Origin of the sequence: Paenibacillus sp. 1781tsa1, assembly GCF_024159265.1 — a bacterium.
Taxonomy (GTDB): Bacteria; Bacillota; Bacilli; order Paenibacillales; family Paenibacillaceae; genus Paenibacillus.
In genome coordinates, this window is record NZ_JAMYWY010000001.1 from 5,293,746 (window position 1) to 5,311,005 (window position 17,260).

17 protein-coding genes are annotated in these 17,260 nt (G+C 47.5%); 1 reads left to right on the forward strand and 16 read right to left on the reverse strand.

Features of this window, described 5'->3' with window-relative positions; all coding sequences use genetic code 11:
* The 10 genes from NKT06_RS23850 to NKT06_RS23895 all read right to left on the reverse strand — a co-directional run bounded on the left by NKT06_RS23850 (position 1) and on the right by NKT06_RS23895 (position 7,168).
* Positions 1–738 carry a metallophosphoesterase family protein gene (locus NKT06_RS23850; protein WP_253439945.1) on the reverse strand — a complete coding sequence of 246 codons (738 nt, stop codon included), beginning with the start codon at positions 736–738 and terminating at the stop codon, positions 1–3.
* Positions 735–1,679, reverse strand: coding sequence for a GNAT family N-acetyltransferase (locus NKT06_RS23855; protein WP_253439948.1), 945 nt, complete (start codon positions 1,677–1,679; stop codon positions 735–737). The genes NKT06_RS23850 and NKT06_RS23855 overlap by 4 nt, the downstream gene beginning before the upstream one ends.
* Before the next feature lie 38 nt (positions 1,680–1,717).
* Positions 1,718–2,182: a DUF6896 domain-containing protein gene (locus NKT06_RS23860; RefSeq protein ID WP_253439951.1), complete on the reverse strand. Its 465-nt coding sequence runs from the start codon at positions 2,180–2,182 to the stop codon at positions 1,718–1,720.
* A gap of 29 nt (positions 2,183–2,211) precedes the next feature.
* Positions 2,212–2,913, reverse strand: a complete 702-nt coding sequence (locus NKT06_RS23865) for a DUF1361 domain-containing protein (RefSeq protein ID WP_367399874.1) — start codon at positions 2,911–2,913, stop codon at positions 2,212–2,214.
* 40 nt (positions 2,914–2,953) lie between these two features.
* A complete protein-coding gene (locus NKT06_RS23870) occupies positions 2,954–3,382 on the reverse strand; it encodes a GNAT family N-acetyltransferase (protein ID WP_253439954.1) in 429 nt (142 codons plus the stop codon).
* Between the two features lie 17 nt (positions 3,383–3,399).
* A complete protein-coding gene (locus tag NKT06_RS23875) occupies positions 3,400–3,849 on the reverse strand; it encodes a GNAT family N-acetyltransferase (protein WP_253442738.1) in 450 nt (149 codons plus the stop codon).
* A gap of 33 nt (positions 3,850–3,882) precedes the next feature.
* Positions 3,883–4,293, reverse strand: a complete 411-nt coding sequence (locus NKT06_RS23880) for a GNAT family N-acetyltransferase (RefSeq protein ID WP_253439957.1) — start codon at positions 4,291–4,293, stop codon at positions 3,883–3,885.
* Positions 4,294–4,421: 128 nt separating this feature from the next.
* Complete coding sequence (locus NKT06_RS23885) at positions 4,422–5,648, reverse strand: amidohydrolase (RefSeq protein ID WP_253442740.1); 1,227 nt, start codon at positions 5,646–5,648, stop codon at positions 4,422–4,424.
* 218 nt (positions 5,649–5,866) lie between these two features.
* Positions 5,867–6,421, reverse strand: a complete 555-nt coding sequence (locus NKT06_RS23890) for a methylated-DNA--[protein]-cysteine S-methyltransferase (protein ID WP_253439959.1) — start codon at positions 6,419–6,421, stop codon at positions 5,867–5,869.
* 42 nt (positions 6,422–6,463) lie between these two features.
* The gene (locus NKT06_RS23895; protein WP_253439962.1) at positions 6,464–7,168 is read right to left on the reverse strand and encodes a DNA alkylation repair protein; all 705 of its coding nucleotides are present in this window, start codon (positions 7,166–7,168) and stop codon (positions 6,464–6,466) included.
* 190 nt (positions 7,169–7,358) lie between these two features.
* Between NKT06_RS23895 and mgtE the strand changes: the two genes are divergently transcribed.
* Positions 7,359–8,729, forward strand: a complete 1,371-nt coding sequence (gene mgtE / locus NKT06_RS23900; protein ID WP_253439965.1) for a magnesium transporter — start codon at positions 7,359–7,361, stop codon at positions 8,727–8,729.
* A gap of 69 nt (positions 8,730–8,798) precedes the next feature.
* Here the strand turns inward: mgtE and mmsB are convergent, their stop codons facing one another.
* The 6 genes from mmsB to NKT06_RS23930 form a co-directional block, all read right to left on the reverse strand.
* Positions 8,799–9,962, reverse strand: coding sequence for a multiple monosaccharide ABC transporter permease (gene mmsB / locus NKT06_RS23905; protein WP_253439968.1), 1,164 nt, complete (start codon positions 9,960–9,962; stop codon positions 8,799–8,801).
* Complete coding sequence (gene mmsA / locus NKT06_RS23910) at positions 9,946–11,496, reverse strand: multiple monosaccharide ABC transporter ATP-binding protein (protein ID WP_253439971.1); 1,551 nt, start codon at positions 11,494–11,496, stop codon at positions 9,946–9,948. The genes mmsB and mmsA overlap by 17 nt, the downstream gene beginning before the upstream one ends.
* Before the next feature lie 21 nt (positions 11,497–11,517).
* Positions 11,518–12,603: a multiple monosaccharide ABC transporter substrate-binding protein gene (gene chvE / locus NKT06_RS23915; RefSeq protein WP_301290116.1), complete on the reverse strand. Its 1,086-nt coding sequence runs from the start codon at positions 12,601–12,603 to the stop codon at positions 11,518–11,520.
* Between the two features lie 315 nt (positions 12,604–12,918).
* Entirely contained in the window at positions 12,919–14,241 is a 1,323-nt protein-coding gene (locus tag NKT06_RS23920; RefSeq protein WP_483311592.1) for a response regulator, read from the reverse strand.
* Positions 14,226–16,211, reverse strand: a complete 1,986-nt coding sequence (locus NKT06_RS23925) for a cache domain-containing sensor histidine kinase (RefSeq protein WP_483311593.1) — start codon at positions 16,209–16,211, stop codon at positions 14,226–14,228. Before NKT06_RS23925 ends, NKT06_RS23920 begins: the two co-directional genes overlap by 16 nt.
* Positions 16,192–17,199, reverse strand: coding sequence for a substrate-binding domain-containing protein (locus NKT06_RS23930; protein WP_253439974.1), 1,008 nt, complete (start codon positions 17,197–17,199; stop codon positions 16,192–16,194). The genes NKT06_RS23925 and NKT06_RS23930 overlap by 20 nt, the downstream gene beginning before the upstream one ends.
* Positions 17,200–17,260 lie beyond the last annotated feature (61 nt).

Here is a 17,260-nt window from a genome sequence, read left to right on the forward strand (position 1 = left end):
TCACTCTCCACCGTACTCTCTCTCCAACTGATTCCCATGAAATGCCTTCAAAATAAAAGCTCGATCCGGAACGTTCAACCGTTCATACGACTGCAGATACTCTCTGTTGTCATATGGAACGCCAATGAATTTCACATCGATTTTCCCCTCTTGGAGATCCACGATTCCGTATCTGGCAATGGCGAGATCATTACAGCCTAAAGCTCCCGGGTTCATATAGATTCGTTGATCTGTCCTATAATAATGAAGAATGTGATGATGACCAAAACAAACCAAATCATGAGCCGTTCCCTGATACCTTGCGTCCAATTTGGTCCCGGATGGTTCTTTATCGATAACATCCAGCTTGTCGTTGTTCATATGATAGTGAGTCAAAAGGAACTGACGTCCTTCTACCTCTTTTTCAACAAATTTCGGTAGAGCTTGTATTCTCTTGATCGATTCCGCACTCAAATGTTGACCTATCCATTCGTGGTGTTCAGCCATGCCTTTATGCCCTTCTAATGGACCCTTATGTTGCAGCAAACTCAATACGGCCTCTTCGTGATTCCCCGAAATCGCTATCATATTATTACGGCTGTACAACATCTCTATCACTTCATTGGAGTAAGGGCCAATACCGATCATATCCCCCAAACAAAATATGTGCGCAATGTCTCCTCTGGAATCCATATCAGCCAGTACCGCTTGAAGCGCAGGAACATTCCCATGAATATCGGTTAAGATAGCAACCTTCATTGAGACTCCTCCTCTGGGATATACATCGTCTGAATCTCCTGTACGCCTGGAATAAAGCCCAGATTCAGATATACGGACTCCGCATCATTCCCTTGCATCACATACAATCGCAGCACGGGATATTTACCCTTAAGTTCATTCAAAGCTCTCTGTAACATCAGTGTAGCAAGCCCTCTGCCTCTATATGCCGGCCGAACCCCTATGCTATATACGGCAGCCTGATTATCCTGCAGACAAAGACGACAGTTGGCAATAAGCTGCCCCGTCTCTTTATCGTATACAAGTGTAGAGGCCTGAGTTAGAATCTCATTCGTATAATTAGGGTCATCGCTTGGAATAAAATCTGCAAGCGTTGTATGTTTTCTTCGTGTAGCTTCAAGACTTCCTGCAAAACTCTCCAGGTCACATCTGGCAATCTCATCTTCATTCACATATCTTCTGTTGCCGGTTTCGCTCTCGATAATCTCTGGACTCTTCACGGTTACCCTGCTGTCCCATTCGATGTCAAAGTGATCTGTAGGCCGCTGCATCCAGCGACATCTGAACTCCACTGGCCAGAACCCAGCTCGGGCGAACAGATCGACTTGGTCCGGAAGGATCTCAAAGGTCAGAATGCGTTTGGTGCGATCCGACCACTGTACTAATGTATACTTCAGAAGTTTCAATACCTCAAAGCACTGCTGGAATGGCGGGATAAAAAACAAATGATACATCCGGTTAGGCTCCATTCTCACGCCACCTATTTTGCTTTCCCCTTTGTAAATCCAGTAGGCACTGATCTTGGAAGAACTGAACTCTTCCTCCCTGAAAAATCCGACATAACGCATATCATAATAAACCGTACAATATAATCCCCATTCGGCAAAATCAGCTCTGCGAATCGAGTATTCATCCGACAGATCATATTGAAGTATATCTGTGGACCACTCCGTTAAACTCATACGTCATTCCTCCTCAATTCTAATTACATGTACAGCAATCAAAGAACCTTTCTATACGCCACCCCGTGAACATGAATTAACACATGCTGTGCCTCCATACGTTCGAAGAAATCCAACATGTCCTTAAATGGATTCTCGAAATACGAAGTCAGGTGGGCAAGCTCTGGCGTTGTTTTTATAAAATTGTAAAAAAAGTAGGGGTCCATGTTGCCCACATCCGCTGGACTACCAAGGAAAACCTCCAATGTCTGCCCTGTTTCGGTATTCTTGAACATACAGTGCTCGCCATGAACATCAAAATACCAATTTCCTGTTAATTCTTCTTCACCATGGATAACATCCGCATTGGACAGCAGATGATACGCCCCTGCGAGAATTTCCTCGCGATCAGGCTGATCGGTTTCCAATATCAATTGATCGATTAATTGCCGCGCGATTCTTTGGTACATATCCATCACAGCCAACAATTCTTCCGTAATTTCCTTTGTTATTGATTTCATCATTTCAGATCCTTTACCCTTTCAAATGAAGATTAACTTCTAGACCTTGCGGTTAGCAAAGATACGATAACGTATCCAAAAAGTTGAACCGTAAATACAATGGCAACAAACTCAACCATCATGCTGTTCGCTGCATTAAAATCATTCACAATATCCTCGAATATCCTCCCGGGCCTGGATAATACATCCCACGAATTCCACCGATTAAATCTGCCAATGTAGACCCCGATACTGCTCAATAGCAAAATAACACCGATAACCATCATACTAATGTACTTATTAACTAATTGGTTTAACATGCCGTGGATTTGAATAATCGAACAAGTCGAGAGCAGCAATCCGATGTTCGCTACGGCAAACGTCAGGGTGAGTCCATACCAAAAATCAATATTAACCCAAAATCTAACCTCTCCTTGAGCATCAAAATATCGGAATGAATGCAGAATCTCCGTAAAAAGGTAGGCCGCATTGGGCAGAAAAAAGAGCCATACTGCACACATCAACCACATACATATAACGCTCGTTGTGGTTACTTTCTTATGAAATATGTATCTAATGCAGGATGAGATAATGAATGGCACCCATGCCAGGAACATATCCCAACTTAAAAAGCGATACATATTCGTATCTGTTTGGGCCCGTAAATACATCACAACACCTAAACAACAAAGAGTAGCCACGAGCAAAGTAACGATGAGTCGGGGATCTTGCACCGGATGTTTGTTATCTTTCATTTCTTTGCTTCTACGTCCTTTTCTTTGATGATGTTATAAGTTATAAATACTTTTTAAATACCTTGCTGGATTCTCCGTTGTACCCCAATTTCGTGTAAAAGTGGTGTGCTTCGTTTCTGGATGATCCGCTCGTAAGAAACACCTTCACACAATTTTTCTGCACACATACATGCTCTATATGTTTCATCAATTCAGATCCATATCCCTTGCTCTGCACATGTTCCGTAATGATAACCCGCTCAACTACGCCAAATGGTCTATTTTCCACCAAAGCATCCAGACAAATATGTAAATGAGCCGTGCCGATCACCTGATCACCCAGTTCATACACAAACAAGAAACTGTTTGGGTTATTCCGAACCTCTTCAATCCGTTCTGCCAGTACCTTCGTGTTTAAGTTGTTTGGCAATAATTCTGTATACAGTCTTTCGATAACCGCTGCATCCCTAGCTTCTGCTTCTCTTATCATCAAGCTTCCCCTCCCTGTTATTTCACTTGATAACTTAAAATGATATCACCGTTGTCCTCGAATTCACCCGTGTCCTGAAATCCGCAACGCTTATACAGCGCATTTGCCGCCATGTTATGTGGAACATGGGATACCCTGATTTGCTGGCAGTCACTTCTCTCTTGCAACATACGAACCACTTCTTGAATAGCAAGTTTCCCGTAACCCTTCCCCTGGTACTTCTCATCAATCATGAAGCGCAGAATCCAGTAATACCCGTCATTGTAAATCTCGTTGTCAAATAAAATAAAACCGACCATCTGATCCTCTGCCAAAATGCCGTATGGCTTGGACGTAATTTCCTTCGTTGCATGAATCAATGAATCCGCATTGCTAGCTACCAAATCTAGCTGATCTTCCCGGGGCTTAAGGTGGATGCACTCAAGTTCATTTTCTTTGGTTATAGGTCGTAACGTCACTTGTTCCATACCCACAATCCTCTCTCCTTGCAGGCTAATTCACTAGATTTTCTTGATCAATATAATCTCCAAGGGTTGTGTATCCAGCAACAGAGCCCCTGCATCAACATACCCCAGCTTTCGATAGAAATGTTGGGCATGCTCGTCTGATTGCGTTGAAGTCATCACGGTATCAAAGCCTTGTTGCTTCATTAGACTTTCCCAGTGATGCACCACTTTTTTGCCATATCCGCCGTTTCGGTAGGGTTCATCTATCCAGATCATATTCATGAAGGGAAGGTTGTCCCAAAAGTAACCGTACCTCATCCATCCAACTCTTGATCCCTCGTCCTCGTCCCATAGGATGAATATTTCTTTCTCATTGATCTTCGTTTTCACAATTGCATGATGGATATGCCGATCTCTATCCATGATATAGTCGTAGTCAGCTTCCGTTGCATATTCAATCTTCATTCGTAGTGCTCCCTTCATTAACTACGTCCATCATAACCCAAAATGTGGTAGTTGCGAACAGTTCTTTCCTCTTTTTTTTCCATGCCAAAAAACCACGGTTTCCCGTGGTTTTACCCGCTCTATTTTCCTCAATCCGCTGTTGATCCGCTCACCAATTGCCCCTTGTACCATACGGCCTGCCGCGCAGATCGCCGCGCAACGGCTTCCGCCGAACAACTTGCGTGGACCAACACAAAACTCGCTGTGTCTCCCACCTTCGGCCAGACTTGTTCCCCTTGTGAATCCAGCGGTGTCACACCCCCTGTTACGAACGCCAAAGATTGAGACAAGGACAATTCATCACTATATCCGTACAGTTCTGCGAAGCGTCCCGCTTTCTCAAGCAGATCCCCATTGCCAAAAGGAGACCAATGATCTGTCAGGCTGTCTGTGGCCAGCTTCACGTTCACGCCCATACGATGGAGCATGGGAAGAGGCATCATCGTTCTGCCAATGGGCACCGTGGAAGCAATGCTCATCCCAAGCGAAGCCATTCGCTGCGCCATATCTTCCGCTTCCTGCTGTTCTGCGCGGGCGAACCAAAACGCATGACTCACGGTAACTTTGCCCTGAAGCCCTGCTGCTTCGGTCAAATTGACGAGTTCCAACAGCGTTTGTTTGCCGGCCTGCCCTCCATCATGCAGATGTATGTCAATGCCCGCCTGGTGCTGAACAGCCAGTTCGACCATGGCATTCAGTGATTTCTCGATGTCTTCGTCCACGGTATGGGGATCGAGCCCACCCACATGTGTTGCACCTTCCTGCATCGCTTGGCCCATAAGCTCCACTGAATGGGAGCGAAGCAGTCCATGCTGCGGGAAAGCCACGATCTCCGAAGAGATTTTGCCCGAAAATGATTCCAGAGCCTGCCGTGTAGCTTCCAGTCTTTTCAAGCCACTGACGGGTTCAATATTGCAATGACTACGCACATGAGTGGAGCCGTGCCCCTGAATCAAGGTCAGAATACTCTCCGCTTGACGCTTCGCATCTGGTAGCAGCTTGGGCAACAGAACCTTCTCTTCTTCAATACGTTCGAAAATACTGTAGATACGTTTAACCGCTGTCCACGGCCCATCGTAGTACGTTTTATCCAGATGAATATGTGCCTCCTCGAACGAAGGCAGCAGTAGCAGTCCCTTGCCATCTACTTGTGGCAGATCGATAGACAGCGGGTCGTTTCCTTCTACAATCGCGGCAATCCGTCCATCTTCAATCCGAAGATGAGCGGGGCTTGTCCGTGTCCCCGTCACCTGTTCTCCCTCCCGAACATAACCCCGCTCCACAGTCACGTTTGTTAACCAATAAGCCTGTTTCATCATATCATCCCTCTTTCTTACCCGGCATTCGTCCCCCGGATACCGATTGATCTATGATCCATGGTACCATACGGTTTCACCGGGCAAAAATACGTAAAACGTTGGCGTTCCATATGCGGAACGTTTGTATTACGCTACCTTAATACATGCAAAAAAACAGGCACAATAAAGTGCCTGCCCTGTCCAATCACCGTAATCTTCTCGATTACGCGAGTCTATTAAAAATGAAACCGCGCATGCCCTCCATCGGTCACACCTTCAATCTGTTCGATATCCAGCAGCCTGCGCTTCATCTCCAGACCTCCACGGAACCCGGTCAGCTTGCGATTGGCCCCGATAATGCGGTGGCAGGGTAATAGAACCGGAATCGGATTGGCCCCATTGGCAGCCCCAACCGCTCGCACAGCCGAAGGTCTTCCAACCGCAGCAGCTATATCACCATAGGTACGAATTTCACCATAAGGCACACGCCCTAGCTCTCTCCATACCTCCTGCTGGAAGTTCGTTCCGATCAAGTCCAGTGGGATTGCATCTGTATAAGCCATCGGTTCTCCTGCAAAATAGGACTGTAACCAGTCCATCATGCCTGTTTGTTTCAGCGCATGTTCGTTCTCTTCCAGTTCCACGCCAGGTGCAACTTTCTGTATCCAGCCGTTCCAATCTTCCAGTGTTTCGTTGGGCATAACCACTCGGCACAATCCCTGTTCCGTAGCGAGCAGCACCCATGGACGACCGTCCAACTGCATCGTGGTGTACATCAACTTTTTTCTCATTCGTTTACCGCCCTCTCCCCGGTGGAATGCTTAATGCTAGAACTAGGAGGTAATCTGCTTTTTCACCTTACGTTTCATACTGCGGATCATCTGCTTGCTCTCTGGATCAACGCGATAAGATTCCGTGATTTTCTGAAGTGCCTTATTATACGTAAAATCGTCCAAGGTATTATGCTTTAGATAACGCATGGTCACTTCAGGTTGTTTCACATAAGCCATTGAGATGGCCCAAGCAACTGCCATTTTCACATAATACGCCTCGTGCCTAATCTGATCGAATGCGGATAGAACCTGATCGATATATCTCTCATTCAGATAAAAATTCAACAGCATAACCACACCAAACCGGATTTCATATTCCTGATCTGATCTCAGATAGGGCTGCAAGAACGCCCACATGGGCTCCGAATGGACCTTCGTATATTTCAGTCCCGCACAGAAGCTGTCGCACACCGACCAGTTGTCAATCTTCGGTACAAATGTTTCAATAGCCTTTAACAGCTCGTCCAGATCAGCCTGTACATGTCCAATGACCATGGCTTGCAACATCACTTCTTCAAAATATTTATCCTCTGCCGTTTCCAGATACGTGCGCCAATCCCCGGCAGCAATCTGCTTGGCAATCTTTCGTAAGGCTGGCAATCTTACACCTAGTACATTCGTGATGTTGGGAATAAGCGCAGCCGAGAATTTCTGATACTCCGGCTCAACCATGCTGAGCAATTGTGTTCTGATATCTACTTCCACTAGCTCACGTCCTCCTCGTCTGTTGCTGTACAACAAGTATATCCTTGCAGCGGCTGTTTGTAAGCCCATATCGAATGTTTGAGCAAGATTACAATATCATTTTGGGTGCGCTCTTTTCCCTCCATTTGTTTAACCGCCAACCCATTTCGTTTAAAAATATGAAGCTGACCGTTTAGAAAGGAGTGTCGAGATGAACGGATCTCATACCAAGAAAGATTTCTCCGTGGAGGAGATCACAGAACAACTCGTGCAACATGTGCAATCCCGGAACCTTCCCGATTTCTATAAATTGGTGAAAGAACTGCATCCCTACGACCTCTCACTCGTATATAAAAAGTTTCCTGAAGAAGAAACCAATCGCTTTCTTCTCCTGTTCAAACCGGATGCTCTGGCGGATCTCGCCGAGACCCTGAAGCTGCACGAACAGATTCAACTGTTTGAACGACTCGGGCCGGAACGAACGCTTGAAGTCATGCAGCAGATGGACAAAAGTGATCTGATCCGGTTCATGCACGATTTGCCTGCCAAACGCAGAGAAGAATTGCTGTCCACCATGAATCTGGACCACTCTGCCATTATTCGGTCCCTGCTTAATTATCCGCCGGAGACGGCTGGACGCATCATGACGGACCGATATCGGACCTTGCTCGCCCATGAGACAGCCAGGGAAGCCTTACGTCAATCGCAAGGCACCATGCATATCTCGGCCTCCAGTTACCTCTATGTGACCGATAATGAAGGTAAACTGGTCGGCGTTGTGAGTTATCGATCCCTTGCCTTGGCTGACGACAAGACCCAGGTTGAAGAACTGATGACCCGACGGGTAATCCACGCAACGGTTGATATGGACCAGGAAGAAGCAGCACAGCTTCTGCAACGCTATGAGTTTATGGCGCTTCCAGTGGTAGATGAGAATCACAGGTTATGCGGTATTATCCAAATGGATGATGTCATCGATATTATTATGGATGAAGCCAGTGAAGATTTGGCCAAGATGGGTGGGGGCGGCAAGGATATTGACTTTGATACCAAACCACTCGTTGCCGTCAGACGCAGACTCCCTTGGCTCATTCTATTGCTGCTGATTGGCCTAATCTCGGGAAGCATCGTGGATTTTTTCGAGGATACACTGAATCAGGTTGTCGCACTGGCATTCTTTATGCCGATGATCGCGGGTATGACCGGTAATACAGGTACACAATCTCTGGCTGTCGTGGTACGAGGACTAATCGGACGCAAACTCGACAAGGCCACCGTACTCGCACTGATTGGTCGGGAGATCAAAGTGGGCATCATGATTGGATTGGTCTGTGGATTGCTGATCACCGTCATTGCTTATGTCTGGCAAGGGGACTGGCTGCTTGGCGCCATTATTGGGGTGTCTCTGTTCTTCACTCTTGTCATTGGTACACTGACCGGTACCTGCATCCCGCTTCTGCTTAGTCGTTTCAAAGTCGACCCGGCTGTTGCCTCTGGCCCATTAATCACCACATTAAATGATATCTTGTCCCTGTTTATCTATTTTGGAATCGCCACACGTTTTCTCGATGCCTTAATGTAAATAAGTTGTGCATACAGCAAAACAGACCTGATCCTGAGATCAAGGTCTGTTTTTTCATTTTGTCCAGTGTTACGCCGATCTTTTATTTTTATTATAGATATCAAACGCTACAGCGAGCAGCAGGACCAATCCCTTAATTCCCTGCTGCCAGTCAATACCGAGACCAATCAAGGACATCCCGTTATTCAGCACACCCATAACCAAACCACCGATGATGGCACCAAATACTGTACCTATGCCCCCTGAAGCGGAAGCACCTCCGATGAAGCAGGCTGCAATGGCATCCAGTTCAAAGTTGGTACCCGCTCTTGGCGTAGCGGCATTCAGACGTGCGGCGAAGATCAACCCGGATACCGCGGCAAGCGTACCCATGTTCACGAAAACCCAGAAGGTTACTTTTTTTGTTTTCACTCCGGACAGTCCCGCGGCCTTCTCATTACCTCCAAGTGCATACACATGCCGTCCCATAACGGTACGGTTCATCACAAAGGAGTATACGATGATCAGGACAAACAGCAGGACCAAAATATTCGGAATCCCCGCGTAACTCGCGAGTACAAATGTAAACAGATTTGTCACGGCAGCCACCACAATCAACTTGAGCAGAAATAGTCCCTGTGACACAACCTCGAAGCCATATTTTCGCTGGGAACGGCGTTCCCGCAGTTCATTGACAATGTACCAGACGGTGAGTACAAGACCCACAATAATGGATACCAGACCAAAGCCTGAGAAGTGAATGTCCGGCAGGAAACCCGAGCTTATTTTCTGGAATCCACCCGGAAAAGGAGAGATCGACTGTCCCTCCAGCACAATCATCGTCAAACCGCGGAACAGAAGCATCCCTGCCAGCGTCACGATAAATGCCGGAATTCGTACATATGCAATCCAGAAGCCTTGCCATGCACCGATCAAAGCGCCTACCAGCAAGGATGCGATGACCGCAAGCCAGGCCGGAAGCTGCCAATCTACCATCATAATTGCGGCAACAGCACCAACAAATGCTGCAATGGAACCAACAGACAAGTCAATATGTCCGGTAATGATGACCAGCACCATCCCGATCGCCAGCACCAAAATGTAGCTGTTCTGCAAGATCAGATTCGTTATATTAATCGGCTTGAGCAACAGCCCGCCTGTCAGTACCTCGAACAAGAGCATAATCACTACCAGGGCAATTATCATGCCGTATTGACGGATATTATTTTTGAACAGTTTAGTTATCATTTCCATGCTTGCCGCCTCCAGACTTGGTCATATATCTCATCAACGTTTCCTGCGATGCTTGCTCCCGGCTGACTTCACCGGTAATTCGTCCGGCATTCATTACGTAGATCCGGTCACACAGGCCAAGAACCTCCGGAAGCTCGGATGAGATTACCAGTACGCCCTTGCCCTCCGCAGCAAGCCGATGAATGATGGTATAGATTTCGAATTTCGCTCCCACATCAATCCCGCGTGTAGGTTCATCCAGAATAAGAATATCCGGTCCCGCAAAAATCCATTTGCTGAGCACCACTTTTTGCTGGTTACCACCACTCAGATTACCGGTCTTCTGCAAAATACTTGGGGCTTTGATGTTCATGCTTTTCTTCATCTCTTCCGCTACCAGCACTTCTTCGCGCTCGTTCACTACCGCGTTTCGCGTCAGCTTGCCGAGACCCGTTAAGGAGATGTTGCGCTTGATGTCATCCATCAGAATGAGTCCGTATTCCTTACGGTCTTCTGTCACATAAGCGAATCCATTCTGAATGGCCTCCGTGACCGTATTGTTTTGAATGGGTTTACCATTCTTGATGAGCTGTCCCGTAATATTCCGGCCATAGGATTTGCCAAAGATACTCATGGCCAGCTCGGTACGCCCAGCCCCCATCAGCCCGGCAATCCCGACAATCTCACCACGTCGGATATTCATATGGATCTGATCCAGTACTTTCCGCTCGGCATGATGTTCGTGATATACCGTCCAGTCCTTCACCTCAAGGATAATTTCACCTATGGTGGCATGACGCTCCGGGTAACGACTGGTGAGATCACGTCCTACCATCCCGCTAATAATCCGGTCCTCCGTCACTTTCTCCTTCTTCATATCCAACGTCTCAATCGTCTTGCCGTCCCGTAAAATGGTCACGGAATCAGACACCTTGGATACCTCATTCAGCTTGTGCGAGATCAGGATACAGGCGATGCCCTGCTTCTTGAATTCCAACATCAATTGCAGCAGATTTTCACTATCGTCCTCGTTCAGCGCAGCGGTTGGCTCATCCAGGATGAGCAGTCTTACCTTCTTGGAGAGCGCTTTCGCAATTTCGACCAGTTGCTGTTTGCCTACCCCGATATTGGATACGAGTGTATTCGGATTTTCGCTCAGCCCCACCTTCGAGAGCAGCTCCCGTGTACCCACAAATGTCTCTTTCCAGTCCACAATGCCTCTGTGGGCACGTTCATTGCCCAGATATATATTTTCCGCGATCGAAAGGTAGGGAATCAGGGCCAACTCCTGATGTATAATGACAATTCCCAGATCCTCGCTCTGCTTGATATCCTTGAACTCACATTTTTTGCCCTGGAATAAAATGTCGCCTTCATACGTGCCATGTGGATATACTCCACTCAACACTTTCATCAACGTAGATTTACCTGCACCATTCTCACCACATATCGAATGAATTTCGCCTTCACGGACTTTCAGATTGACATTTTCCAGCGCTTTAACGCCAGGAAAGGTCTTGGTGATGTTCTTCATTTCCAGAATGATTCCGGCCATGGGATGTGCTCCTTTCATTTATTATTTCAGTCCGATTTCTTCTTTCGTGTAATACTGGGTACCCACGATATCCTGTTCCACATTGGTACGATCCACGGAGATAGGATCTAGGAGATACGCTGGAACAATCTTAATTCCGTTGTTATATGATTTTTCATCATTAACTTCCGCCTGTTTCCCTTGCAAAATACTATTGGCCATCTCCACCGTCTTCTCCGCTAGCTTCCGCGTATCCTTGAACACGGTCTGCGTCTGTTCCCCGGCCACAATCGACTTGATCGAGGCAAGTTCGGCATCCTGTCCTGTAATAACAGGAAGTGGCTTGTTCGAAGTACCGTAACCGATCCCTTTCAAAGATGAGATGATACCAATACTGATTCCATCATAAGGAGATAACACGGCATCCAGATGATCACCTGAGTAATAGGCACTCAGAAGGTTATCCATCCGTGACTGGGCCAGTGCACCGTCCCAGCGCAAGGTCGCAATCTGAGACATCGTCATCTGCTTGCTGCGTACGACCAGTTTGCCGGATTCAATGTACGGCTTAAGCACAGACATCGCGCCGTCGAAGAAGAAATAGGCATTATTATCATCTGGGGAGCCGCCAAACAACTCAATGTTATACGGTCCTTTTCCATCCTTGAGTCCAAGCTTTTGTTCAATGTAGGAGGCTTGAAGCACACCCACCTTAAAATTGTCGAACGTGGCATAATAGGTCAAATAAGGCGTATTGCGAATGAGTCGATCATACGAGATCACCTGGATCCCTTCATCATGCGCCTTCTTGATTACATCTGTCAGTGTGTTGCCATCCACAGACGCGATGACCATCACATCCACACCTTTGGTGATCATGTTCTCAATCTGTGAAATCTGATTCTCGACTACATCCTCAGCATACTGGAGATCGGTTTTGTACCCCTGCTCCTGGAAGAGACGGACCATATTCTCCCCATCTCCCACCCATCGCTCTGATGATTTGGTCGGCATCGATATACCGACATATCCCTTTTCCTTGCTGCCTGGACCACTCTCTGCCAGATTGCAGGCCGAGAGCATCAGAGTCATCACCAGAAGCCAGATGAGCATTGCTCCTTTTTTCATATGAAGTTCCCCTTTCCTCACGTCATACGGTTCTAAATGAGTTATAAGATAACGCTTACAATACATGTAGTGCATCCTGTTCCTTGCTGTCCCTGTCTGAGATCAATGGTAGCATTGCAGGAGCCCCAAGGTCTTTGCACGTTTTGAACCTTTTTTATAAAAATTTAACTTTTGATGGAATTGTCCGTTGTGAGCCTGGTCCATAAAGAATCAGTTTAGGATCAAAAAAAGGACATGCTCCGCTTCGCTTCACACGAAGTAGAACACATCCATCTCACGTACCACATGGCTGAATGAACAACTGTACTACGATAATCAATTCGCCGAAGGACGATAAGCCGTTCCTCCGTTCTTTCGATACTGTACTGGTGAAATGCCCATTGTTTTTTTGAACGCGGTGCTGAAATAATGCTGGGTGTCGTAACCTACACGCTCGGCTATGGTGTGCATCGGCAGTGTTGTGGAGTCCAACAGCTGTATGGCTTTGCGAATGCGAGCATGCGTGACAAGCGTGACGAAAGAATCATTCAGCTCTTTCTTCAGCACACGACTAAGATATACGGCAGATACTTGCAGGCGGGAAGCGAGCGATTCCAACGTTAGTTCCCGCTCGGCATACTCTTCTTGAATTAGTTGTTTTGCCCGGCGAACCAGAGGGGACAACTGCACTTCTTCGTATACCCGTTCACGGCAATGACGGTACGTATCCGGCGTTTCTTCCAGTGTCCCTGCATGTGTCTCCAGATGAGCATGAATGGCAATATTCAGGCATGAACTGACCTGCTGTTCCAGAAGGGACTCTATGTCTTCGGGAGCTTCCTGCCACAGACACATGCCGATCAACCCGCTTACGTCCCGAAACAGAACATGTGGCAGGTCAGCCAGCAGTTCACTGATTATATTTTCCACTGCAAACAGAAACAACTGACGATCATTCTCTCTCAGTATCGTCTGACGTGCCTCAGCGGCAGGCCACCGCACAATCCCTATCTGCATAGGTGGAACTGCGGGCAGACGCAAAAACTCAAGCTGTTCCGTCAGAACCTTCCCTGCAGCCTGACCTTCCAGCCACTCCAGCATAAATCGCTGGCGAAGCAGCGGGATATTCCGTTCAATCTGATGAGCTGCCTGTTGGACATAGACCGTCCTCTGGTGCTCTTCCGTAAGTCGCCGATGTAATCGCTCAAGCGCAGCATGTAATTGTTCTGCTTGTACAGGCTTTAAGATGTAATCCTCTACGCCTAGACGAACCGCCTCCTGCGCATATGCAAATTCATCATGTCCGGAGATGATCAGGTAACGACAGCCTGGGCACTTCTGCTGAAGGGCACGGATTAGTTCGATTCCGTTCAGGAATGGCATATTCATATCAACGAGAACAATATCCACACCCAAGTCAGCCGCCCGTTCCAGCGCTTCCTCACCGTCTTCCGCTTCACCTACAACCTCCATCCCGAGAGTTGTCCAGTCAATTGCATCCCGAATTCCCTCACGAATGATCGGTTCATCATCAGCGATGAGCACGCGATACTTCTTCGCGACGTGGCTATCCGACGTAATCTCCATTACCGTGTTCGATGCAGATGTCTCGTCCGTTTCAGCGGAAGTTGTCGGGGTCGATTTCATGAATTTTCCCATTCATTCTCCTGCCTCTCTTTGATATTGATTTGTTGGATTGGTGGCAGCTCTCGCATCAACGGATGAATGATGGTCACACTCGTTCCTTGACCCTCCTCGCTCTCCAGCACAATACCGTACTCATCGCCAAAGGACAGCCGGAGACGGGCTTGCACGTTCAACATCCCATAACTTTTGCCTGTGATCCCAGGCGAAGACGCTTCCAGACTTGCCAAAGGAGCTTCGAGCAGATGCAACATCTCGGCAAGCCGTTCGTTGGACATCCCGGCTCCATCATCCTGAACAGTCAGCAGCAGTCTGCTATGTTCCAATCTGGCCTCCACCCGAATGTGTCCCGGCCCACGCCTGCCCTTGATTCCATGATAGATTGCATTCTCTATCAGGGGTTGAAGCAGCAGCTTTAACACAAAAAGGTCCCGCAGTTCCTCTGGAATATTCAATGTATACTGAAGACGATCGCGATACCGTGTCTGCTGAATTTGCAGATAACTGGTCATATGCTCAAGCTCAGAGTGCAGCGGAATGTAATCCTGTCCTTTACTAAGCCCGATCCGAAATAATCGAGATAACGCGCCAACCATGCCGGATACATCGTCTGCACCCTCTTTGCGTGCCATCCAATGAATTGTATCCAGGGTATTGTACAAAAAGTGAGGTTTGATATGCTCCTGCAAACTTCGCATTTCAGCATCTCGCTTCTGCCGTTCTCGCAATTCATTCAGCGATATCAGTTCTCGAATCTGTGCCAGCATTCGGTTATAACTGTTGCCAAGCATACCAATCTCATCCGCCCGATCGCTCCACCGGCCTGGTCTGAGATTACCCGTCTCCGCCCTGCGCATATAGGACATGAGCCGGAAAATCGGCTGGGCAATGGAACGCGAGAACCATAAAGAGGCGCTAAGTCCGAATAAACACACCACAAATACAAAGCTAACCACATAAAACTGGATTTGGCGTACTTCGGATATCGAGTCTCTTGTGGGAAATACCCCTACCGTTCTCCACCCCGTAAAGGTGGACGACTGATACATGAATAATAACGTTCCACCTTCTGTATCGGCGGTAAATGTTCCACTCTCACCAGAGGGGAACCAGTCTGTGGGAATGTGTTCTATTAGCGGGTGCTCCGGCTTGTATACACTTTGACCCTCTGCATCCGTCACCATCACATAACCGGATTTCCCCAAGGTTACATTACGGGCAGCCTGAGAGACGGACCTTAGTTTAAGATCAATCATAATAACGCCCCGCACACGTCCTGACGCTTCATCCGTTATGGAACGCGCAACCGATACAATCTCATCATCCTTGTACCGTACATGTGTCGTGAGATTACGCTCTTTTGGCTGACCCAATACCATGAATATGCCCGGATTGGCCGCGGCTTCTTGGTACCAATTTTCCTGGATCAGGCTCTGCTCTGCTCGGGGATACATCTCGTTGCTAATATAGTCACCGCTTCCATTGACGAGAACAATTCCGGCTATTTCAGGATACAACGTTGTGAACCCCTGTAAGGTTTGCTTGATGCCATATAACCGATTTTGCTCCGTTTCAGCATTGGTGTCCATGTTCATCGGTTCACTGTCTGCATCATCATCATCATTCAACGGCATGTTGTCGTTCATAAAAGCATCAATATCCGGGTCAAAAGCAATCAGATACGTCATATTTTGCAGATTCTCCATCTTACTGTTCAGGGCTTCATTCACTTTGCCAATCAGTTGCATGGTATGCCCTTCAACCTGTCGCTCAACAACCCGCTCCACCGTCCAGTTCACAAGCAAGCCGAGTCCTACAGAGGGTACAATGGCGAATAGCAAAAAAAGCAGCATTAGCTGATAGCGAAGGGGCATATTACGCAAGCGCAAACGCCGAATCCCGTTCTTGAAAGTGGAGAGAATCTCTATTCTGCTCCAAGGCCTCTGACGCTTAAAATGCTCCTTGTTATTTGGCATAGTAATCATCCACATTTGAACGTGTCACGACGGAGATCCCCGTGTCCACCATCACGGGAAGCGGTGCATTTTCACCGGATGACGATGGAGCAGGAACCGTCAACTGGTGATGCAGATGGAACAAATATTGGAGTGACCAATACCCCATATTCCAGGTTCCCTGTGCAATTGTAGCCGAGATCGTCCCGTTCTTGATCATATCCAATGTAGCCTTATTCGTATCAAATGAAATAATCTGCAAAGGATGTCTGTCACCGGCAGTTTGAACGGCTTCTCCCGATCCTGCTCCTCCGGTGGCTTCAGTCACAAAAATACCCGCCAGCTCCGGACGTTCCTTCATCATTCTCAGTGTTTCGTCTCTGGACACCATCGCATCACCGTGCCCATCTGCAACTTCAACGACCTGCATGGAAGGATATCTCGCCTCGATCGTATCGCGGAAGCCTTTCGTTCGCTCTTCATGATTCTGTTGTCCAGGCAAGGTTAATACCGCAACCTCTCCTTCACGCCCCAGCAGTTCAGCCATTTTATCAGCGGCCATTACACCCGACTTGTAATTATCTGTCCCCAGAAAAGAATAGGCCTGGCTATCCGGTGCATCCGCATCAAATAATACAACAGGGATATCTGCATCGACTGCCTTGTTAATCGCTGGAACTAACGATTGTGGATCGATTGCAGATATGGCAATGCCCGCCGGTTTGCGAGCGATGGCCTGCTCGATTACCATCGTCTGCTCCTTCGCATCATACCGGGTAGCTCCGCGATATTCTACGGTCACACCAAGCGCATCCGCAGCATCCTCGAAGCCTTTAAGCGGGCTCTTCCAATACTCCAGCCCGGACTGGAATGTAATCATGATATACGTCTCTCCGATATCACCGCGCAGCCCCCGGTCCTCCCATGAACTGTTAACCTGACTGGTATATTCGAATCTCAACACATACAGCGCAAATGCCGAGATTAGCAAAATATAGACTAGCAGCATTTTCTTCATTACGTTCACTTCCTCAAGTGGTCTGATCGTATTGTGCTCCGTTTAAATTGTAAACGCAATC